15 protein-coding genes and 1 tRNA gene are annotated in these 21,276 nt (G+C 69.7%); 10 read left to right on the top strand and 6 right to left on the bottom strand.

Annotation, left to right across the window (positions count from 1 at the left end):
- Window positions 1-35: 35 nt before the first annotated feature.
- Window positions 36-2,756: a DNA polymerase I gene (gene polA, locus IF655_RS25120; protein ID WP_199587388.1), complete on the bottom strand. Its 2,721-nt coding sequence runs from the start codon at window positions 2,754-2,756 to the stop codon at window positions 36-38.
- A 332-nt stretch (window positions 2,757-3,088) separates the two neighbouring features.
- Here polA and IF655_RS25115 point away from each other — a divergent pair, with 332 nt between their 5' ends.
- From IF655_RS25115 to IF655_RS25085, 7 genes are all read left to right on the top strand, one after another.
- Window positions 3,089-5,389 (top strand): FdhF/YdeP family oxidoreductase, encoded by a 2,301-nt coding sequence (locus IF655_RS25115; RefSeq protein WP_199587387.1) that lies wholly within the window; start codon window positions 3,089-3,091, stop codon window positions 5,387-5,389.
- Between the two features lie 97 nt (window positions 5,390-5,486).
- Window positions 5,487-5,960 carry a PaaI family thioesterase gene (locus IF655_RS25110; protein WP_199587386.1) on the top strand — a complete coding sequence of 158 codons (474 nt, stop codon included), beginning with the start codon at window positions 5,487-5,489 and terminating at the stop codon, window positions 5,958-5,960.
- 538 nt (window positions 5,961-6,498) lie between these two features.
- A complete protein-coding gene (locus IF655_RS25105) occupies window positions 6,499-7,755 on the top strand; it encodes a branched-chain amino acid ABC transporter substrate-binding protein (RefSeq protein ID WP_199587385.1) in 1,257 nt (418 codons plus the stop codon).
- A gap of 116 nt (window positions 7,756-7,871) precedes the next feature.
- Window positions 7,872-8,801 carry a branched-chain amino acid ABC transporter permease gene (locus IF655_RS25100; RefSeq protein WP_199587384.1) on the top strand — a complete coding sequence of 310 codons (930 nt, stop codon included), beginning with the start codon at window positions 7,872-7,874 and terminating at the stop codon, window positions 8,799-8,801.
- Window positions 8,802-8,806: 5 nt separating this feature from the next.
- Window positions 8,807-10,612, top strand: a complete 1,806-nt coding sequence (locus IF655_RS25095; RefSeq protein ID WP_242488927.1) for a branched-chain amino acid ABC transporter permease — start codon at window positions 8,807-8,809, stop codon at window positions 10,610-10,612.
- A 6-nt stretch (window positions 10,613-10,618) separates the two neighbouring features.
- A complete protein-coding gene (locus tag IF655_RS25090; protein WP_199587382.1) occupies window positions 10,619-11,590 on the top strand; it encodes an ABC transporter ATP-binding protein in 972 nt (323 codons plus the stop codon).
- Entirely contained in the window at window positions 11,587-12,303 is a 717-nt protein-coding gene (locus IF655_RS25085) for an ABC transporter ATP-binding protein (RefSeq protein WP_199587381.1), read from the top strand. The genes IF655_RS25090 and IF655_RS25085 overlap by 4 nt, the downstream gene beginning before the upstream one ends.
- 66 nt (window positions 12,304-12,369) lie before the next feature.
- On the opposite strand, the gene IF655_RS25080 is transcribed toward IF655_RS25085, so the two are convergent.
- Complete coding sequence (locus tag IF655_RS25080) at window positions 12,370-13,041, bottom strand: ANTAR domain-containing response regulator (protein WP_199587380.1); 672 nt, start codon at window positions 13,039-13,041, stop codon at window positions 12,370-12,372.
- A gap of 100 nt (window positions 13,042-13,141) precedes the next feature.
- Here IF655_RS25080 and IF655_RS25075 point away from each other — a divergent pair.
- Window positions 13,142-13,216: transfer RNA gene (locus IF655_RS25075), tRNA-Leu, on the top strand.
- Window positions 13,217-13,322: 106 nt separating this feature from the next.
- Window positions 13,323-14,099, top strand: a complete 777-nt coding sequence (locus tag IF655_RS25070) for a helix-turn-helix domain-containing protein (protein ID WP_199587379.1) — start codon at window positions 13,323-13,325, stop codon at window positions 14,097-14,099.
- A 4-nt stretch (window positions 14,100-14,103) separates the two neighbouring features.
- Here the strand turns inward: IF655_RS25070 and pyk are convergent, their stop codons facing one another.
- Window positions 14,104-15,540, bottom strand: coding sequence for a pyruvate kinase (pyk, locus tag IF655_RS25065; protein WP_199587378.1), 1,437 nt, complete (start codon window positions 15,538-15,540; stop codon window positions 14,104-14,106).
- Window positions 15,541-15,731: 191 nt separating this feature from the next.
- A complete protein-coding gene (locus IF655_RS25060) occupies window positions 15,732-16,424 on the bottom strand; it encodes an SIMPL domain-containing protein (RefSeq protein WP_199587377.1) in 693 nt (230 codons plus the stop codon).
- 149 nt (window positions 16,425-16,573) lie between these two features.
- Between IF655_RS25060 and IF655_RS25055 the strand changes: the two genes are divergently transcribed.
- Complete coding sequence (locus IF655_RS25055; RefSeq protein WP_199587376.1) at window positions 16,574-18,409, top strand: bifunctional UDP-sugar hydrolase/5'-nucleotidase; 1,836 nt, start codon at window positions 16,574-16,576, stop codon at window positions 18,407-18,409.
- Between the two features lie 7 nt (window positions 18,410-18,416).
- Here IF655_RS25055 and IF655_RS25050 read toward each other — a convergent pair whose 3' ends face one another.
- Window positions 18,417-19,829, bottom strand: a complete 1,413-nt coding sequence (locus IF655_RS25050; RefSeq protein ID WP_199587375.1) for a lysine N(6)-hydroxylase/L-ornithine N(5)-oxygenase family protein — start codon at window positions 19,827-19,829, stop codon at window positions 18,417-18,419.
- The gene (locus IF655_RS25045) at window positions 19,826-21,184 is read right to left on the bottom strand and encodes an aminotransferase class V-fold PLP-dependent enzyme (RefSeq protein WP_199587374.1); all 1,359 of its coding nucleotides are present in this window, start codon (window positions 21,182-21,184) and stop codon (window positions 19,826-19,828) included. Before IF655_RS25045 ends, IF655_RS25050 begins: the two co-directional genes overlap by 4 nt.
- Window positions 21,185-21,276: the final 92 nt, after the last annotated feature.

Below are 21,276 nucleotides of genomic sequence, written 5' to 3'. Positions count from 1 at the left end.
AGACAGCGTGCCCTCCCCTCCTGCGCAGGCTGCGATCAGTGCGCCGCCGACTCCCAGTCCGGGCCGACGCCCACCGAGACGTCCAGGGGCGCCCGGAGGGACACCGCGGACGCCATTTCCTGGCGGACGAGCTGTTCCACGGCGTCTCGTTCGCCGGGGGCGATTTCGAGGACGATTTCGTCGTGGACCTGGAGGAGCATGCGGGAGGTGAGGTCCGTCTCGCGCAGGGCGCGGTCCACGTGGAGCATGGCGATCTTGACGATGTCGGCGGCGGTGCCCTGGATGGGGGCGTTCAGCGCCATGCGTTCGGCGGCCTCGCGGCGCTGGCGGTTGTCGCTGTTGAGGTCGGGGAGGTAGCGGCGGCGGCCGAAGAGGGTCGCCGTGTAGCCCGTGGCCCGCGCCTCGTCGACCACGCGGCGCAGATAGTCCCGTACCCCGCCGAAGCGCTCGAAGTAGGTGTCCATCAGGGCCCGCGCCTCGCCGGCGTCGATGTTGAGCTGCTGGGAGAGACCGAACGCGGAGAGCCCGTACGCCAGGCCGTACGACATCGCCTTGATCTTGCGCCGCATCTCCGGGTCGACCGCGTCCCGGCCGACGGAGAACACCTGGGAGGCGACCGTGGTGTGCAGGTCCTCGCCGGAGGTGAACGCCTCGATCAGACCCGCGTCCTCGGAGAGGTGGGCCATCACGCGCAGCTCGATCTGGCTGTAGTCGGCGGTCATCAGGGACTCGAAGCCCTCGCCCACCACGAAGCCGCGGCGGATCGCGCGGCCCTCGTCGGTGCGGACCGGGATGTTCTGCAGGTTCGGGTCCGTGGAGGAGAGCCGACCGGTCGCGGCGACCGTCTGGTTGAAGGTGGTGTGGATACGGCCGTCGCCCGCGATGGTCTTGATCAGACCCTCGACCGTGACGCGCAGCTTCGCCTGCTCACGGTGGCGGAGCATGATCACCGGCAGCTCGTTCTCCGTCTGGGCGGCGAGCCAGGCGAGCGCGTCGGCGTCGGTGGTGTACCCGGTCTTGGTCTTCTTCGTCTTGGGCAGCGCCAGCTCACCGAAGAGGACCTCCTGGAGCTGCTTGGGCGAGCCCAGGTTGAACTCGTGCCCGGCGGCCGCGTGCGCCTCCTTCACCGCCTGCTGCACCGCGCCCGCGAAGGTCTGCTCCATCGCCTCCAGGTGCGTACGGTCGGCGGCGATGCCGTGCCGCTCCATGCGGGCGAGCAGCGCGGAGGTGGGCAGCTCCATGTCGCGCAGCAGATCGGCGGCGCCGACCTCCTCCAGGCGTCCCTCGAACGTCTCGCCCAGGTCGAGGATCGCGCGCGCCTTGATCATCAGCGCCTCTGCCTCGGCACCGTCGTCCGCGCCGAACGCCAACTGCCCGTCGGCCGCGGCGGCCGGGGCCAGCTCGCGGTGCAGGTACTCCAGCGAGAGCGCGTCCAGGTCGAAGGAGCGGCGACCCGGCTTGACCAGGTACGCGGCGAGCGCGGTGTCCATACGGACGCCCTCCACGCTCCAGCCGTGCTCACCGAAGACCCGCATCGCGCCCTTGGCGTTGTGGAACACCTTGGGACGGTCCGCGTCCGCCAGCCACGCGGCGAACGCCCGCTCGTCCGCCTCGTCCAGCTCGGACGGGTCGAACCAGGCTGCCGCTCCGCCGGACGCCGCGAGGGCGACCTCGGCCACCGAACCCGCGCCCAGCGCCCAGGTGTCCACCGTGGCGACGCCGAGGGTCTCCGTGCCGTGCTCAGTCAGCCAGGGAGCCAGCTCACCGGTGCCCAGGACCGTGCCGTCGATCTCCACGCCCTCGGTCGCGACCGGGGTCGTCTCCGCCTCCTCGGCGCCGGGGTCGACGGCGAAGAGCCGCTCGCGCAGGGAGGGGTTGCGGATCTCCAGGGTGTCCAGGATCGTCGCGACCGCCTTGCGGTCGTACGGGCTCCGCTCCAGCTCGGCGACCGTCTTCGACAGCTCGACCTCGCGCTCCAGCTCGGTCAGGACGCGGTTGAGCTTGACCGACTCCAGGTGGTCGCGGAGGTTCTGCCCGGCCTTGCCCTTGACCTCCTCGACGCGCTCGACCAGCTCCGCGAACGAGCCGAACTGGTTGATCCACTTCGCGGCGGTCTTCTCGCCGACACCGGGGATGCCGGGGAGGTTGTCGGACGGGTCGCCGCGCAGGGCGGCGAAGTCGGGGTACTGCGCGGGCGTCAACCCGTACTTCTCGAGAACCTTCTCCGGGGTGAACCGGGTCAGCTCCGAGACGCCCTTGGTCGGGTAGAGGACCGTGGTGTGGTCGCTGACCAACTGGAAGGAGTCGCGGTCACCGGTGACGATCAGCACGTCGAACCCGGCGGCCTCGGCCTGGGTGGCGAGGGTGGCGATCACGTCGTCCGCCTCGAAGCCGTCGATCGCGAAGCGGGGCGCGTTCATGGCGTCCAGCAGCTCGCCGATCAGCTCGACCTGGCCCTTGAACTCGTCCGGGGTCTTGGAACGGTTCGCCTTGTACTCGGTGAAGCGCTCCGAACGCCAGGTCTTGCGCGACACGTCGAACGCCACCGCGAAGTGCGTGGGCGCCTCGTCACGCAGGGTGTTGGCCAGCATCGAGGCGAAGCCGTAGATCGCGTTCGTGGGCTGGCCCGTCGCGGTCGTGAAGTTCTCCGCGGGCAGCGCGAAGAACGCGCGGTACGCCAGCGAATGCCCGTCCATGAGCATCAGCCGGGGCCGGCCGGGGTTGGTCTCGTTCTGCTTCGATGCTGTCTCTGCCACGCCCCCGATCCTGCCACGGCCCACTGACACCCGACTCCACGCAACCGTCCCGGAACCGTCCGGAGACGGGTCGCGGCGCCCAGGGGCGACCTCCGCATGACCCACCCACCACCGACGACCACCGGAGACCACAGGGGACCGCAGAAACACCCCGCCCACCGGCACCCCACCCCCACCGCTCAGCGCCCCCACCCACCCGCTCACCGACCGCCCCCGCCCACCCCCTCCCCCTCCGCCCCCTCGCCAGGCATGCTGATGCGCGGGACATGGGGACGGGCCGCGGACAGCGTGCGGTGGCGGACCCGGAAGCACAGGTGAAGGAGAGCGGGCACATGGCGACGAAGCCGCCCAAGAGCGATCCGGTGCAGGACGCGCCGCGGACAGGGGAGCCGAAGCACGCGGCGGCGGGGCTGCCCGCGGTGGTGCACTCGCTGAGGATCGCGCAGGAGCAGATGGGGATCAGGCGTACCGCGCTCACCCTGCTCCGGGTGAACCAGAAGGACGGCTTCGACTGCCCCGGCTGCGCCTGGCCGGAACCCGAGCACCGGCACACCGCCGAGTTCTGCGAGAACGGCGCGAAGGCGGTGGCCGAGGAGGCCACGCTGCGCCGGGTGACCCCGGAGTTCTTCGCGGAGCACTCCGTCGCCGACCTGTCGGACAAGAGCGGCTACTGGCTGGGACAGCAGGGGCGCCTCACGCACCCCATGTACCTCCCCGAGGGCGCGAGCCACTACGAGCCGGTGACCTGGGAGCGCGCCCTCGGCATCGTCGCCGAGGAGATCGCCGCGCTGGACTCCCCCGACGAGGCGGTGTTCTACACCTCGGGCCGTACCAGCAACGAGGCCGCCTTCCTCTATCAGTTGTTCGCACGCGAGCTGGGCACCAACAACCTGCCCGACTGCTCCAACATGTGCCACGAGTCGTCCGGTTCGGCGCTGTCGGAGACGATCGGCATCGGCAAGGGCAGCGTCCTCCTGGAAGACCTCTACCGCGCCGATCTGATCATCGTCGCCGGACAGAACCCCGGCACCAACCACCCCCGGATGCTCTCCGCGCTGGAGAAGGCCAAGGCGTCCGGGGCGCGGATCATCAGCGTGAACCCGCTGCCCGAGGCGGGACTTGAGCGGTTCAAGAACCCGCAGACCCCGCAGGGCATGATCAAGGGCGCCGCGCTCACCGATCTGTTCCTCCAGATCCGCCTCGGCGGCGACCAGGCGCTCTTCCGTCTCCTCAACAAGCTCATCCTGGAGACCGAGGGCGCGGTGGACGAGGAGTTCGTCCGCGAACACACCCACGGCTACGAGGAGTTCGCGGACGCCGCCCGCAAGGCGGAGTGGGACGAGACCCTCGCCGCGACCGGTCTGGCCCGTGAGGAGATCGAGCGGGCGCTCACCATGGTGCTGGAGTCGAAGCGGGTCATCGTCTGCTGGGCCATGGGTCTCACCCAGCACAAGCACTCCGTGCCGACCATCCGCGAGGTGGTCAACTTCCTTCTCCTGCGCGGCAACATCGGGCGCCCGGGCGCGGGCGTCTGCCCGGTGCGCGGTCACTCGAACGTGCAAGGCGACCGCACCATGGGCATCTTCGAGCGCCCCGCCCCCGCCTTCCTGGACGCGCTGGAGAAGGAGTTCGGGTTCGCTCCCCCGCGCGCGCACGGTTTCGACGTCGTACGCGCGATCCGCGCGCTGCGCGACGGCGAGGCGAAGGTGTTCCTCGCCATGGGCGGCAACTTCGTCTCCGCCTCCCCCGACACCGAGGTGACCGAGGCGGCGATGCGCCGGGCGCGGCTGACCGTGCACGTGTCGACCAAGCTGAACCGCTCGCACGTGGTCACCGGCGCCCGCGCCCTGATCCTGCCGACGCTCGGCCGTACCGAACGCGATGTGCAGGGCGGCGGCGAGCAGTTCGTGACCGTCGAGGACTCCATGGGCATGGTGCACGCCTCGCGCGGACGGCTCGCGCCCGCGAGCCCGGAGTTGCTGTCGGAGCCCGCGATCGTGTGCCGCCTCGCGCGCCGGGTGCTGCCGGACAGCACGGTGCCGTGGGAGGAGTTCGAGCGGGACTACGCGGCGATCCGCGACCGCATCGCGCGCGTGGTCCCCGGTTTCGAGGACTTCAACGCCCGCGTGGCCGACCCCGCGGGGTTCGCCCTGCCGCACGGACCGCGCGACGAGCGCCGCTTCCCGACGGCCACCGGGAAGGCGAACTTCACGGCCGCCCCGGTGGAGCACCCCGAGCTGCCCGAGGGACGCCTGCTGCTGCAGACCCTGCGCTCGCACGACCAGTACAACACCACGATCTACGGTCTGGACGACCGTTACCGGGGCATCACCGACGGTCGCCGCGTCGTCCTGGTCCACCCCGAGGACGCGCGCGAACTGGGCGTGGCCGACGGGTCGTACGTCGATCTGGTGGGCGAGTGGCGCGACGGGGTGGAGCGGCGGGCGCCCGGTTTCCGGGTGGTGCACTACCCGACGGCGCGGGGGTGCGCGGCGTCGTACTACCCGGAGACCAACGTGCTCGTGCCGCTGGACGCGACCGCCGACACCAGCAACACCCCGGCGAGCAAGTCGGTCGTGGTCCGCCTGGAGGCGACCGTAGAACTCCGTCTGGAACAATCGGCGACCGACTGAGCGTTCGCTCAGCGACAGACAGACAGACAGACAGGGAACATGCCGACGGAGACGGGGACGTGCCGTCGGACGGGCGTGGCGAGAACGGAGCCGGACCATGGGTGAGCAGCAGCAGGTGAAATTCCCGCAGGAGATCATCGACGAGTACGCGGCGCTCGGTGTGGACCTGCCCGCGCTGTTCTCGGCGGGTCACCTCGGCACGCGGATGGGTGTGCAGATCCTGGAGGCGGCCCCGGACCGGGTGGTGGCCACCATGCCGGTCGAGGGCAACACCCAGCCGTACGGGCTGCTGCACGGCGGCGCCTCGGCCGTGCTCGCCGAGACCCTGGGCTCGGTCGGCGCCATGCTGCACGGCGGCAGCTCGAAGATCGCGGTGGGCGTGGACCTGAACTGCACCCACCACCGGGGCGTGCGCTCCGGTCTGGTGACCGGCGTGGCCACCCCGGTGCACCGGGGACGCACGACGGCGACGTACGAGATCGTGATCAGCGACGAGGAGGGACGCCGGGTCTGCACGGCCCGGCTGACCTGCCTGCTGCGGGACGCGCGACCGGGCGGCGCCGAGGGCTGATCATCCCGCGGACGGGACCACGTGGCCGTCCGTACTCATGAATTGATGAAGCGTCAGGGCCGGGGGTCCGCGCCGTCCGGAGCACCGGCGGGGCGGGCCCCCGGCCCTCGTCGTGCCCGCATATGACCGAATTCCGGGAAAGCGGAAGACGCCCAACCATTTCCCTGAAAGTAACGCTGCGTAATACGCACGCAATACGGATTCCCGTTCCGCACCGCGTTCCCGATCTGTCCCGCAGATCATCGGGGCCACGAATGTCACCTGCGGCAACCAGACTCCCGTCATCAGCAAAACCCTTGAGACGCCTGAACACTTGAGGGCGGTTCCTGCGAGTTCTCACGATGTGGACGGGGCGAACCGGATCGAATTCCTGCCTTTCCCCCACCGCGTACCGCTCTGCATTACCTCGTGTCATAACAAGAGCGTCACAGCATTCGTCAGACCCTCCTCCACGTTCCCCACACACGCTTAGAGTCACGGCCAGTCACCGCTCCAACGGGAGTTCGGTACCGGCGCGGCACCCGTCGCTCTCCGTTCCATGGGAGGGCTGTGCCTGCGGAAAGGATCGATTGTGCGACAGCGTTCTCTGGTGATTCTTACCTCCGTGCTGACCACCGGAGCTCTGACTCTCACCGCCTGTGGTTCCCGTGACAAGGACAGCAAGAGCGGCGACAGCGGCAACGTGACGGTGACGATCGGCGTCGACGCCCCGCTCACCGGCCAGAACTCCGCCACCGGCCTCGGAATTCAGTACGGCGCGCAGATCGCCGTGGACGACGCCAACAAGAACAAGGCCGTTCCCGGCGTCACCTTCAAGATCCACGCCCTCGACGACAAGGCGCTCCCGGCCACCGGCCAGCAGAACGCCTCGCAGCTCGTCGCCGACAAGAGCGTCCTCGGCGTCGTCGGCCCGCTCAACTCCGGCGTGGCCACCCAGATGCAGCAGGTCCTGGCCACCGCCAACCTGGTCCAGATCTCGCCCTCCAACACCGCTCCCGAGCTGACCCAGGGCAAGAACTGGCAGACCAGCAAGTCCCGCCCGTACAAGACGTACTTCCGCACCGCCACCACCGACGAGCTCCAGGGCGCCTTCGCCGCGGACTACGCCTACAACGGCCTCAAGAAGAAGAAAGCCTTCGTCGTCGACGACAAGCAGACCTACGGCGCCGGCCTCTCCAAGATCTTCAAGGAGCAGTTCGCCAAGCAGGGCGGCAAGGTCGTCGGCACCGACCACGTCAACGTGGGCGACCGCGACTTCTCCACCCTCGCCACGAAGATCAAGAACTCCGGCGCCGACCTGCTCTACTACGGCGGCCAGTACGACGAGTCCCAGGTCCTCACCAAGCAGCTCAAGGACGCCGGCGCCAAGATCCCGCTCTTCGGCGGCGACGGCATGTTCACCCCGACCTACATCAAGACCGCAGGCAAGGCCGCCGAGGGCGACCTCGTCACCTCCATCGGCGTCCCCGTCGACACCCTGCCCGCCGCCAAGGACTTCGTCGCCACCTACAAGGCCAAGAAGTACCCCGGCGACTACGGCACCTACGGCTCGTACTCCTACGACGCCACCACCGCCATCATCAAGGCCGTCGGCCAGGCCGTGAAGGACGGAAAGATCCCCTCCGACGCCCGCCAGCAGGTCGTCGACGGCGTCCAGAAGAGCTCCTTCGACGGCATCTCCGGCAAGATCTCGTTCGACCAGTACGGCGACACCACCAACAAGCAGCTCACCGTCTACCAGGTCACCAAGGGCGAGTGGAAGTCCGTCAAGAGCGGCGTGGCCAACCCGAAGTAAACCCGGCCACACCACCCCGCAGCACCAGGGCCGCGCGGCGTACACCAGACGTCACCGCGCGGCCCGCGCTCTACCCCGACCCACCCCAACTCTCCCCACCCCATGGAGGCCATGCGGTGAACACCCTGCCGCAGCAGCTGGCCAACGGGCTGTTCCTCGGCTCGATGTACGGGCTCATCGCCATCGGCTACACGATGGTGTACGGCATCGTCCAGCTCATCAACTTCGCCCACGGCGAGATCTTCATGACCGGCGGCTTCGGAGCCCTCACGGTCTACCTCGCCCTGCCGGACGGCATATCCATGTGGATTGCCCTGCCGGCGATGCTCATCGGCGGCGCCCTGGTCGCCGTGCTCATCGCCGTCGGCGCCGAGCGCTTCGCCTACCGCCCGCTGCGCGGGGCACCCCGCCTCGCGCCACTGATCACCGCGATCGGCCTCTCCCTCGCCCTTCAGCAGCTCGTCTTCAACCTCTACCCGGACGCCAAGTCCGCCCGCGTCTTCCCCCAGTTGCCCTTCGGCCCGCTGCACCTCGGCTCGGTCACCGTCCAGAGCGGCGACGTCTTCCTCATCATCGCCGCCCCGCTCTGCATGGCCGTCCTCGCCCTCTTCGTCCGCCTCTCCCGCACCGGCCGCGCCATGCAGGCCACCGCCCAGGACCCGGACACCGCCCAGCTCATGGGCATCGACACCAACCGCATCATCGTCATCGCCTTCGCCATCGGCGGCTTCTTCGCCGCCGTCGCCGGTCTCTCCTACGGCCTCAAGTACGGCTCCGTCTCCTACGACATGGGCTTCATCGCCGGCCTCAAGGCATTCACCGCGGCCGTCCTCGGCGGCATCGGCAACATCTACGGCGCCATGCTCGGCGGACTCGTCCTCGGCGTCGCCGAAGCCATGGCCACCGCCTACATCGCCGACATCCCCGGCATGCAGCAGCTCGGCGGCGGCGGCTGGGCGGCCGTATGGGCCTTCGTCCTCCTCATCCTCGTCCTCCTGTTCAGACCACAAGGTCTGCTCGGAGAACGCGTCGCGGACAGGGCGTGAGCGACATGACCGACACCAAGCAGACCTCGCTGGTCCCGCTCCCGCGCACCCTCGCCCGGCCCCTGGCCGCCGCAGGAGCCGTCCTCACCATCGCCTCCACGTTCCTCTCCTGGACCTGGACCGACGAATTCCCCGGCGACCTCACCGTCTACGGCTACCCCGCCGGACTCCAGGTCATCACCCTCACCCTCGCCGCCATCGCCCTCGTCTACACCCTCAGCGGCTACAACATCCCCGGCCTGAACCGGATCAACCCCAGCGGCAGCGGCAACACCCTCGCCCTGCTCGCCACCGGCACCTTCGCCGTCGTCTGGTTCACCGTCATCGCCATCTCCGTCGACCTCGGCGGCCTCGTCAACGTCGACCCCGGCGGCTTCGTCGCCGCGGCGGGCGCACTCCTCCTGCTGCTCGGCGCCCTCGCCCTGCCACTGGACCGCCCCGCCGACGACGACAACCCGCCCGCCTGGACCCGACGCCCCGTCATCGGCGCACTCGGCGCCCTGCGACTCGCCAAGCCCGCCACCCCCCGACCCACCACCGGCAGCCCGCTGACCGACCGCCTCGCCATCACCGTCGGCACCGCGCTCGCACTGGTCGTCTTCACCTACGGCATCGGCATCGACAACGAGGCCAGCGAGACCTTCATCGGCTACCTCATCGCCGTCGGCTTCGGCGCCGTCGCCCTCGTCCACGCCGGCCTGCTCGACCGCTACGCGACCGTCTCCGCCCGCCACAAGGGCTTCTCGGCCGCCCTCGCCTTCGCCGCAGCCGCCGTCTTCCCCTTCACCCAGAGCGACGACCACAACGCCAACGTCGGCGTCAACATCCTGATCTTCGCCACCGTCGCCCTCGGCCTCAACATCGTCGTCGGCCTCACCGGACTGCTCGACCTCGGATACGTCGCCTTCCTCGGCGTCGGCGCCTACGCCGCCGCCCTCGTCTCCGGCTCCGAGTACTCCCGCTTCTCCGGCGTCCACTTCCCCTTCTGGGCAGCCGCCCTCACCGGCATGGCCGCCTCGCTGATCTTCGGCGTCCTCATCGGCGCCCCCACCCTCCGCCTGCGCGGCGACTACCTGGCCATCGTCACCCTCGGCTTCGGTGAGATCTTCCGCATCACCGTCAACAACCTCGACGGCGACTCCGGCCCCAACATCACCCGCGGCCCCAACGGCATCACCCAGATCCCCGACCTCGACATCTTCGGGTTCAACCTCGGCGCATCCCACCAGATCGCCGGATTCACCCTGGGCAGATTCGCCAACTACCTGTTCCTCATGCTCATCGTCACCGCGATCGTCGTCCTCGTCTTCACCCGCGCCGCCGACTCCCGCATCGGCCGCTCCTGGATCGCCATCCGCGAGGACGAGACCGCCGCCACCGCCATGGGCATCAACGGCTTCCGGGTCAAGCTCATCGCCTTCGCCCTCGGCGCCTCCCTCGCCGGACTCGCGGGCACCGTGATGGCCCACGTCAACTTCAGCGTCAACCCGCAGCCGTACCAGTTCGCCGGAGCAGCCCCGCCCAACTCCGCCTTCCTGCTGGCCGCCGTCGTCCTCGGCGGCATGGGCACCGTCAGCGGACCCCTCCTCGGCGCCAGCGTCCTCTACCTGGTCCCCGAGAAGCTCCAGTTCCTCCAGAACTACGAACTGCTCGCCTTCGGTGTCGCCCTCGTCCTGCTGATGCGGTTCCGGCCGGAAGGCATCATCGCCAACCGCCGCCGCCAGCTCGAATTCCACGAGACCGGCCAGCTCGACGTACCCGCCCAGAAAACACTCACCGACGAACCGGCCCCCACCCAGGCAGGGGCGTGACGCACCATGACGACACCTGTACTCGAAGCCCGTGACGTCACCATGCGCTTCGGCGGCCTGACCGCCGTCCGCTCCGTCGACTTCACCGTCAACAGCGGCGAGATCGTGGGCCTCATCGGCCCCAACGGCGCCGGGAAGACCACCTTCTTCAACTGCCTCACCGGCCTCTACGTCCCCACCGAGGGCACGGTCGCCTACCAGGGCAAGGTCCTCCCGCCCAAGCCCCACCTGGTCACCCAGGCAGGCATCGCCCGCACCTTCCAGAACATCCGGCTCTTCGCCAACATGACCGTCCTGGAGAACGTCCTCGTCGGCCGCCACACCCGCACCAAGGAGGGACTGTGGTCCGCGCTGCTGCGCGGACCCGGCTTCCGCAAGGCCGAGAAGGAGTCCGAGGCCAAGGCCATGGAACTCCTCGAGTTCGTCGGCCTCGCCGCCAAACGCGACCACCTCGCGCGCAACCTCCCCTACGGCGAGCAGCGCAAACTGGAGATCGCCCGCGCACTGGCCAGCGAGCCCGGACTGCTTCTCCTCGACGAGCCCACCGCCGGCATGAACCCGCAGGAGACCCGGACCACCGAGGAACTCGTCTTCGCCATCCGCGACAAGGGCATCGCCGTCCTCGTCATCGAGCACGACATGCGCTTCATCTTCAACCTCTGCGACCGGGTCGCCGTGCTCGTCCAGGGCGAGAAGCTCGTCGAAGGCACCTCCGACGTCGTCCAGGCCGACGAGCGCGTCGTCGCCGCCTACCTCGGCGAACCCTTCGAGGGCGACCCCGGCGAGGCGGAGGCGGCGGAGGTCGAAGCCGCCGAGACGGCCGCGCAGGAGGACCGCGAGGAGGCCACCGCCGAGGACACCGGGACCGAGGACACCGGGACCGAGGACACCGAGCCCGACGCGCCCGCCGCCGAGGCCCGCGACGCCGAGGACGCCTCCGGGACGGAGAACAGCACCACCAAGGGAGAGACCCCGTGACCGCACTGCTGGAGGTCGAGGACCTCAGGGTCGCCTACGGCAAGATCGAGGCCGTCAAGGGCATCTCGTTCAGCGTCGAAGCCGGCCAGGTCGTCACCCTCATCGGCACCAACGGCGCCGGCAAGACGACCACCCTGCGCACCCTGTCCGGACTGCTCAAGCCCACCTCGGGCAAGATCCTCTTCGAGGGCGAGCCGCTCACCGGAGTCCCCGCGCACAAGATCGTCGCCCTCGGGCTCGCCCACTCCCCCGAAGGCCGGCACATCTTCCCGCGCCTCAGCATCACCGAGAACCTCCAGCTCGGCGCCTTCCTCCGCAAGGACAAGGACGGCATCGAGAAGGACATCCAGCGCGCCTACGACCTCTTCCCCATCCTCGGGGAACGCCGCAAGCAGGCCGCGGGCACCCTCTCGGGCGGTGAGCAGCAGATGCTGGCCATGGGGCGGGCGCTGATGTCCCAGCCCAAGCTGCTGATGCTGGACGAGCCCTCCATGGGGCTCTCGCCGATCATGATGCAGAAGATCATGGCGACGATCGCCGAGCTGAAGTCCCAGGGCACGACCATCCTCCTGGTCGAGCAGAACGCCCAGGCGGCGCTCTCGCTCGCCGACCGGGGCTACGTCATGGAGATCGGCAACATCACGCTCTCCGGCAGCGGGCAGGACCTGCTGCACGACGAGTCGGTGCGGAAGGCGTACCTCGGCGAGGACTGATCCGTCGTACGACAGAGGCCCGCGCTCCCCTCCCGGGGGCGCGGGCCTCGTCACGTGGACCGGGGGTCAGTCCTTGTCCTTGTCCTTCTTCTTGGACGACTTCTTCTCGTTGTCGTCCGCGATGACCGCCTCCGCGACCTGCTGCATCGACAGGCGGCGGTCCATCGAGGTCTTCTGGATCCAGCGGAACGCGGCGGGCTCGGACAGGCCGTACTCCGTCTGCAGGATCGACTTCGCGCGGTCCACCAGCTTGCGGGTCTCCAGGCGCTGAGTGAGGTCCGCGACCTCCTGCTCCAGTTGGCGCAGCTCGGTGAAGCGGGAGACGGCCATCTCGATGGCCGGGACCACGTCGCTCTTGCTGAAGGGCTTCACCAGGTAGGCCATGGCACCGGCGTCGCGGGCGCGCTCCACGAGGTCGCGCTGCGAGAACGCGGTCAGCATCAGGACCGGGGCGATGGACTCCTCGGCGATCTTCTCGGCCGCCGAGATGCCGTCGAGCTTCGGCATCTTCACGTCCAGGATCACCAGGTCCGGCTTGTGCTCCCGGGCCAGCTCCACGGCCTGCTCACCGTCGGCTGCCTCGCCTACGACCGTGTAGCCCTCCTCCTCCAGCATCTCTTTCAGATCGAGCCGGATCAGCGCCTCGTCCTCCGCGATGACGACACGGGTCGTCAGCGGGGGCACATGCGACTTGTCGTCGTCGGACACGTCTGCGGGCTGGGGCGACTCGGCGGTCACGGGGGCTCTCCGTTCAGGGCAGGGGTACTGCTGACAAGAGCCTACCTAGCTGCGGTAAGGTGGACGCGCGGAGGGTCAAGGGAAACCTTGGATTCTTCGAGCCCCGGTAGCCCAATTGGCAGCAGGCAACGGATTCAAAACCCGTACAGTGTCGGTTCGAGTCCGACTCGGGGCACTTTTCCTTCGATTCGAAGGTTCAGCCTCTCGACCGGATGTGCACGTTCGCGTGAACATCCGCTTTCTGCTGCGTGTCGCCGCGTGACCTGCCACAGAGTGGCCGCATGTACGACCTCAGCACACGCGAGCGGGCGCTCGCGCTCGTAGCCCAGGGGCGCAGCCTCAACTCTGTCAGCAGGGAGACCGGGATCTCCCGCAGCGCGATGCGATCCTGGCGGACCCGCATCACTCCGCTCCCCCGCATGGAGCGCACCCCGTGCTCACGATGCGGACCTGTGAGCGAGCCGCCTGCGGACGGGGCTTCGTACAGCTACCTCCTCGGCCTCTACCTCGGTGACGGCTGTATCAGCCCGGGCAGGAAAACCGGCTACTACCTCCGCATCGCGTGCTCCGACGCGTGGCCGGGTCTCATCGAAGCCTGCGCCTCCGCAGTCGAAGCCATCAACCCGAGCAAGAAGTCGTACCGGGTCCAAGCTGTCGGCTACACCTCCGTGGTCGGCTACAGCCGGCACTGGCGTTGCCTCTTCCCGCAACACGGCCCCGGCAAGAAGCACGAGCGCGCGATCGTCCTCGAACCCTGGCAGCAGGAGATCGTCGACGCCCACCCCTGGGAGTTCGTCCGTGGGCTCATCCACTCCGACGGGTGTCGGGTCACCAACTGGACCGAGAAGCTGATCGGCGGCGAGCGCAAGCGCTACGAATACCCCCGGTACTTCTTCACCAACACCTCCGACGACATCCGCCGCCTCTACACCGACACCCTCGACAAACTCGGCGTCGAGTGGACCCACTGCACGCGCGACGGAAACGCGTTCAACATCTCCGTCGCCCGCAAACCCTCCGTCGCCCTCATGGACGCCCACGTCGGACCCAAGTACTGACCGTCTAGCGAGGGCTGTCGTCCTCGCCCACGTGATGCACGCGGACCAGGTTCGTCGATCCCGCCACGCCCGGAGGGGAGCCCGCGGTGATGACGACCAGGTCACCGCGCTCGCAGCGGCCGTGCTTGAGGAGCAGCTCGTCCACCTGGGCGATCATCGCGTCGGTGGAGTCGACGTGCGGGCCGAGGAACGTCTCCGCGCCCCATGTCAGGCTGAGCTGGGAGCGGGTCGCCGGTTCGGGGGTGAAGGCGAGGAGGGGGATCGGGGAGCGGTAGCGGGAGAGGCGGCGGGCGGTGTCGCCGGACTGGGTGAAGGCGACGAGGAAGCGGGCGCCGAGGAAGTCGCCGGTCTCCGCCGCCGCGCGGGCGACGGCGCCGCCCTGGGTGCGGGGCTTGTCGCGTTCGGTCAGCGGCGGCAGCCCGCCCGCGAGCATGTCCTCCTCGGCGGCGGTGACGATCTTCGCCATGGTGTGCACGGCTCCGACGGGGTACTTGCCGACGCTGGTCTCGCCGGAGAGCATCACCGCGTCCGCGCCGTCGAGCACGGCGTTGGCGACGTCGGAGGCTTCCGCACGGGTCGGCCGGGCGTTCTCGATCATGGAGTCGAGCATCTGGGTGGCGACGATGACCGGTTTGGCGTTGCGCCGGGCCAACTGGCAGGCACGTTTCTGGACGACGGGGACGTGTTCGAGCGGCATTTCGACGCCGAGGTCGCCCCGGGCGACCATGATGCCGTCGAAGGCGGCGACGATTCCCTCGATGTCCTCGACGGCCTGGGGTTTCTCCACCTTGGCGATGACGGGGAGGCGGCGGCCCTCCTCGTCCATGACGCGGTGGACGTCGAGCACGTCGCGTCCGGCGCGGACGAAGGAGAGGGCGACGGTGTCGAAGCCGGTGCGCAGGGCCCAGCGGAGGTCGTCCTCGTCCTTCTTGGTGAGGGCGGGGACGGAGACGGCGACGCCGGGGAGGTTGAGTCCCTTGTGGTCGGAGACGACGCCGCCTTCGAGGACGCGGGTGTGGACGCGGGGTCCGTCGACGGAGGTGACTTCCAGGCAGACCTTGCCGTCGTCGACGAGGACGCGTTCGCCGGGGGTGACGTCGGTGGCTAGTCCGGCGTAGGTGGTGCCGCAGCGGTGGCGGTCGCCTTCGACGCCTTCTTCGACGGTGATGGTGAAGGTGTCGCCGCGTTCGAGGATCACGGGGCCTTCGGCGAATCGGCCGAGGCGGATCTTCGGACCTTGAAGATCGGCGAGGATTCCGACGCTGCGGCCGGTTTCGTCGGCGGCTTTGCGTACGCGCTGATATCGCGCCTCGTGGTCGGCCTGGCCGCCGTGGCTGAGGTTGAAGCGGGCGACGTCCATTCCGGCTTCGACCAGTGCCTTGATCTGGTCGTACGAGTCGGTGGCCGGCCCGAGTGTGCAGACGATCTTTGCTCGGCGCATGGTTCGAGCCTAGGGCTTACCGGCGGGTAGAGAATCCGGGGCCGGTGGCCATTCAACGACCTTTACGGAAAGGCTTATTGACAAGTGTTGAATTGTGCGGAGCCCCGCTCCTTTGAGCGATGTTTTTCGCGCAACAGTTCGTCACTCTTTCATCCCAGCCGATTGCGCCACCCATTCCGGCGCCGCGCATTTCACAGCCGCGGCGGCACCAGGGTGAACCGTGCCGTGACCTGCGCGGCCACGGTGAGCCGTGCGGGTTCCAGGTCGAGCGGCTCGGGGGGTTCGGCGGGACCGCCCCTGGTGAGGGAGCGAGCGGCGCGGCCGTAGGCGGCGGTGGTGCGGGGGCGGTCGGCGCCGGTGTCGGCGAGTTCGACGAGGGCGGCGAGGGTGGTGCCGAGCGCGTCGGCGTATTCGCGGGCGCGGGTGAGGGCGTCGGCGACGGCGCGGCGGCGGGCTTCGGTGTGGACCGGGGAGCCGGGGCGCAGGGACCACCAGGGGCCGTCGACTCGGGTGAGTTCCAAGTCGGCCAGTCGGGTGGTGAGTTCGGCCAGTGCGGTGAAGTCGGTGAATTCGGCGTCGAGGCGGACCTGGCCCTGGTGGCTGCGGACGCGTTCGCCGCGGCCGCGTTCGGAGAGTTCGGGGGTGATGGAGAAGACGCCGGTGGAGAGTTCGGCGAGGGCTTCGCCGTAGGACTTGACGAGGTCGAGGACGGCGGCGTTGCGGCGGGTGAGGTCGTCGAGGGTGGTGCGCCGGTCGCGGCCGCGGGCGGCGACGGTGATGCCGATGCGGGCGATTTCGGGTCCGGTCTCGAACTCCGCCTCGCCCTGGACCACGAGGAGGGGTGCGTCGGGGGTGCCGTGCGCGGGTGCCGGTGGAGTGGTCATGTGTCCCACTGTGTCATGTGACGCCCGTGCGGGCGGGGGGAGTTCGGCGGGGATCGGTCACCGGATCGCAACCTGGGGGGTCTGTTGCGGTGGGTCCTGGCCCGGCACAATCTACGCGCGTTGTCCGATCGTGCCGAGAGAGGCCACCGATGTCGTTGAACCGCCGGAAGTTCCTGAAGAAGTCCGCCGTGACCGGGGCGGGGGTGGCCGTCGCGGGCGGAGTGGGAGCGCCGGTGGCCGAGGCCGCGCCCGCCAAGCACAGCGGGCACGACCAGCACGGAAAGCACGGCAAGCACCACGAGAAGCGGTACGCCCTGACCGTGATGGGCACGACCGATCTGCACGGGCACGTCTTCAACTGGGACTATTTCAAGAACGCGGAGTACGCCGACCCGGCGGGCAACGCGCTGGGGCTGTCGCGGATCTCGACGCTGGTGAACCAGGTGCGTGAGGAGAAGGGGCGGCACAACACGCTGCTCATCGACGCGGGCGACACGATCCAGGGCACCCCGCTGACGTACTACTACGCGAAGGTGGACCCGATCACCGCCAAGGGTGGTCCGGTGCATCCGATGGCGCTGGCGATGAACGCGATCGGGTACGACGCGGCGGCGCTGGGCAATCACGAGTTCAATTACGGCATCGAGACGCTGCGGAAGTTCGAGAGCCAGTTGCGTTTTCCGCTGCTGGGCGCGAACGCGGTGGACGCGAAGACGCTGAAGCCGGCGTTCCAGCCGTATGTGATGAGGGAGTTCCGGGTGCCGGGGGCGCCGCCGGTGAAGGTGGCGGTGCTGGGTCTGACCAATCCGGGCATCGCGATCTGGGACAAGGCGTTCGTGCAGGGGAAGCTGGCGTTCGAGGGTCTTGAGGAGCAGGCGGCGAAGTGGGTGCCGAAGCTGCGTTCGATGGGCGCGGACGTGGTGCTCGTCTCGGCGCACTCGGGTACGTCGGGCACGTCGTCGTACGGTGACCAGGTGCCGTACGTGGAGAACGCGGCGGCGAATGTGGCGCGGCTGGTGCCGGGGATCGACGCGATTCTGGTGGGGCACGCGCATCTGGAGATTCCGGAGCTGCGGGTCGTCAACGAGAAGTCGGGGAAGACGGTCGTGCTGTCGGAGCCGTTGTGCTTCGCGGAGCGGCTGACGCTGTTCGACGTGGAGCTGGTGCTGCGGCGGGGCAGGTGGGAGGTGGAGTCGGTCGCGGCGTCGCTGCGGGATTCGCGGACGGTCGCGGACGACCCGAAGATCACCAAGTTGCTGACGGCGGAGCACAAGAAGGTGGTCGCGTATGTCAACCAGGTGGTGGGGCGGGCGACCGAGACGTTGACGACGGTGGACGCGCGGTACAAGGACGCGCCGATCATCGACTTGATCAACAAGGTGCAGGAGGACGTGGTCAAGGCGGCGCTGGCGGGTACCGAGTACGCGTCGCTGCCGGTGCTGTCGCAGGCGTCGCCGTTCTCGCGGACGAGTGAGATCCCGGCGGGCGATGTGACGATCCGGGATCTGTCGAGCCTGTACGTGTACGACAACACGCTGGTGGCGAAGCTGCTGACGGGTGCGCAGGTGCGGGCGTACCTGGAGTACTCGGCGCAGTACTTCGTGCAGATGGCGCCGGGTGCGCCGGTGGACGTGGACAAGCTGACGAACGCGAACGACCGCCCGGACTACAACTACGACTATGTGTCCGGGCTGTCGTACGAGATCGACGTGGCGCAGCCGGCTGGGTCGCGGATCAAGAACCTGGCGTTCGGTGGGGCGCCGTTGGACGACGCGGCGCAGTTCGTGTTCGCGGTGAACAACTACCGGGCGAACGGTGGTGGCGCGTTCCCGTATGTGGCGTCGGCGAAGGAGCTGTGGTCGGAGTCGACGGAGATCCGGACGCGGATCGCGGAGTGGGTGACGGCGAAGGGTGAGCTGGACCCGAAGGACTTCGCGTCGGTGGACTGGAAGCTGACGCGGGAGGGCACGCCGGTGTTCTCGTAGTCCGGTTCTAGACCGGTGCCCCGGTGACGGTGCGGACCTGGTGGGTCCTGCCGTCGCCGGGGTTTGTGCGTTGGGGGTGGAGTCCGAAGGTGGTGAAGGCGGTGCGGGTGGGGAGCGGGTACTGCTCCTTGCCGGTGAGGGCGTTGAGGATGGCGGCGCTGCGCCAGGCGGCGAGGCCGAGGTCGGGGGCGCCGACGCCGTGGGTGTGGAGTTCGGCGTTCTGGACGTGGACGGCGCCGGTGACGGCGGGGTCGAGGACGAGCCGGAAGTCCTCGTCGATCAGGGGGCGTCCGGAGCTGTCGTGGCGCAGGTGGGGGGTGAGTCCGGCGAGGACGCTGTCGAGGGGGCGTTCGCGGTAGCCGGTGGCGAGGACGACGGCGTCGGTGGCGAGGCGGGTGCGGGTGCCCTGGTCGTGGTGTTCGAGGTGGAGTTCGACCTGTCCGGTGCCCAGGCGCCCCGCGGTGCGGACGTGGACGCCGGGGGTGAGGACGGCGTCGGGCCAGCCGCCGTGGAGGGTGCGCCGGTACAGCTCGTCGTGGATGGCGGCGAGGGTGCCCACGTCGACGCCCTTGTGGAGTTGCCACTGGGCGGGGACGAGGCGGTCGCGGACGGGTTCGGCCAGGGCGTGGAAGTAGCGGGTGTGGTCGGGGGTGAAGTGTTCCAGGCCGAGCTTGGAGTACTCCATGGGGGCGAAGGCGGGGGTGCGGGCGATCCAGTGGAGGCCCTCGTGGCCCTGGGGGCGGTGGCGCAGGAGGTCGAGGAAGACCTCGGCGCCGGACTGTCCTGAGCCGACGACGGTGACGTGTCCTGCGGCGAGGAGGGTGTCGCGGTGGGTGAGGTAGTCGGCGGCGTGCAGGACGGGAACGCCGGGGGCGGCGGCGAGGGGGCGCAGGGGTTCGGGGACGTGGGGGGCGGTGCCGATGCCGAGGACGAGGTTGCGGGTGCGGGTGCGGCCGAGGGATTCGGCCTGTCCTTCGGCGTCGAGGCGGGTGAAGTCGACCTCGAAGACGTCGTGTTCGGGGTCCCAGCGGACGGTGTCGACCTGGTGGGAGAAGCGCAGTCCGGGCAGGTGGCGGGCGACCCAGCGGCAGTAGGCGTCGAATTCGGCTCGGCGGATGTGGAAGTGCTCGGCGAAGTAGAAGGGGAAGAGGCGCTGGCGGGCGCGGAGGTAGTTGAGGAAGCTCCAGGGGCTGGTGGGGTCGGCGAGGGTGACCAGGTCGGCGAGGAAGGGGACTTGGAGGGTGGCGTCCTCGATGAGGAGTCCGGGGTGCCAGGTGAAGGCGGGGCGCTGTTCGTAGAAGACGGCGTCGAGTTCGGCGAGGGGGTGGGCGAGGGCGGCGAGGGAGAGGTTGCAGGGTCCGATGCCGATGCCGACGAGGTCGCGGGGGGAGGCGGGCTCGTGTCGTGGGGGGTGGGTCATCTGGGGGTGTGTCCTTCGACGAGTTTCAGGAGGTGGGCCAGGTCGTCCGGTCGGGTGTGGGGGTTGAGGAGGGTGGCCTTGAGCCAGAGGCGGCCGTCGGCGCGGGCCCGGCCGAGGACGGCGCGGCCCTGGTGGAGCAGGGTGCGGCGGACGGCGGCGACGGTGTCGTCGGGGGTGTGGGCGGGGCGGAACAGGACGGTGCTGATGCCGGGCGGGCGGTACAGCTCGAAGCGGGGGTGGCCCTGGATGAGGGCGGCGAACTCCTGGGCGCGTTCGCAGACTTGGTCGACGAGTGCGGCGAGCCCGGTGCGGCCGAGGGTCTTGAGGGTGACGGCGGTCTTGAGGATGTCGGGGCGGCGGGTGGTGCGCGGGGAGCGGCCGAGGAGGTCGGGGTATCCGGCGTCGGTGTCGTCGTCGGCGTTGAGGTAGTCGGCGCGGTGGTGGAGGGCGGTGAGTTCGGTGGGGCGGGCTACGGCGAGGAGTCCGGCGGCGACGGGCTGCCAGCCGAGTTTGTGCAGGTCGAGGGTGACGGTGTCGGCGGCGTCGAGTCCGGTGAGCCGGGCGCGGTGGCGGTCGCTGAAGAGGAGTCCGCCGCCGTAGGCGGCGTCGATGTGGAGGCGGGCGCCGTGGGCGGCGCAGCGGGCGGCGATCTCGGGGAGGGGGTCGATGAGTCCGGCGTCGGTGGTGCCCGCGGTGGCGGCGACGAGGGCGGGTCCTTCGAGTGCGGTGAGCGCGGTGTCGAGGGCGGCGGGGTCGAGGGTGCCGTCGGGGGTGGGCAGGACGAGCGGGGCGGGCAGCCCGAGGAGCCAGGCGGCGCGGGGCAGGGAGTGGTGGGCGTTGGCTCCGCAGACGAGGGTGAGGGCGCTCCCGCGGGTTTCGCGGGCGAGGAGGAGGGCGAGCTGGTTGGACTCGGTGCCGCCGGTGGTGACCAGGGCGTCGGCGAGTCCGGTCTCCCGGGCGAGGGTGCGGGTGACGCGGGTCTCCAGTGCGGAGGCGGCGGGCGCCTGGTCCCAGGAGTCCATGGAGGGGTTCAGGGCGCTGGCGGCGAGGTCGGCGGCGGTGGCGACGGCGAGCGGGGGGCAGTGCAGATGGCCCGCGCAGAGCGGGTCCGCGGGGTCGGCGGCGCCTGCGGCGAGGAGGTGGACGAGGGTGCGCAGGGCGTCGGGGTCGCCGTGTTCGGGCAGGACGTCCCCGAGGGCTTGCTCGACCCGGGTGTCCACGGCGTGCGGTCCTCCGGCGGGCAGTGGTCCGTCCCGGTCCGCCGCGCCCGCCGCGAGGGCGTCGAGCACGGTGTCGAGCAGGGGCCGCAGCGCGTCGGGGCCGTGGGGTCCGGCGGCGAGGGGCGGGGTGCTCATGGGCTCTCCTGCGGGGCGGGGGGACGGCCGGGCGGTTTTGGGGCCGGGTGTCCGCGATGTCCAACGACCGAAGCCGGTCGTGGGTACTGCCG

Source organism: Streptomyces sp. DSM 110735 (assembly GCF_016482685.1).
GTDB lineage: Bacteria > Actinomycetota > Actinomycetes > Streptomycetales > Streptomycetaceae > Streptomyces.
This window is presented reverse-complemented; position numbering and strand designations above follow the sequence as displayed.

Coding starts and splice junctions, on each gene's coding strand:
- IF655_RS25055 (WP_199587376.1), top strand. CDS start 16,574: ATGTCGTTGAACCGCCGGAAGTTCCTGAAGAAGTCCGCCGTGACCGGG.
- pyk (WP_199587378.1), bottom strand. CDS start 15,540: ATGCGCCGAGCAAAGATCGTCTGCACACTCGGGCCGGCCACCGACTCG.
- IF655_RS25050 (WP_199587375.1), bottom strand. CDS start 19,829: ATGACCCACCCCCCACGACACGAGCCCGCCTCCCCCCGCGACCTCGTC.
- IF655_RS25105 (WP_199587385.1), top strand. CDS start 6,499: ATGGGAGGGCTGTGCCTGCGGAAAGGATCGATTGTGCGACAGCGTTCT.
- IF655_RS25045 (WP_199587374.1), bottom strand. CDS start 21,184: ATGAGCACCCCGCCCCTCGCCGCCGGACCCCACGGCCCCGACGCGCTG.
- IF655_RS25115 (WP_199587387.1), top strand. CDS start 3,089: ATGGCGACGAAGCCGCCCAAGAGCGATCCGGTGCAGGACGCGCCGCGG.
- IF655_RS25095 (WP_242488927.1), top strand. CDS start 8,807: ATGACCGACACCAAGCAGACCTCGCTGGTCCCGCTCCCGCGCACCCTC.
- IF655_RS25060 (WP_199587377.1), bottom strand. CDS start 16,424: ATGACCACTCCACCGGCACCCGCGCACGGCACCCCCGACGCACCCCTC.
- IF655_RS25070 (WP_199587379.1), top strand. CDS start 13,323: ATGTACGACCTCAGCACACGCGAGCGGGCGCTCGCGCTCGTAGCCCAG.
- IF655_RS25110 (WP_199587386.1), top strand. CDS start 5,487: ATGGGTGAGCAGCAGCAGGTGAAATTCCCGCAGGAGATCATCGACGAG.
- IF655_RS25090 (WP_199587382.1), top strand. CDS start 10,619: ATGACGACACCTGTACTCGAAGCCCGTGACGTCACCATGCGCTTCGGC.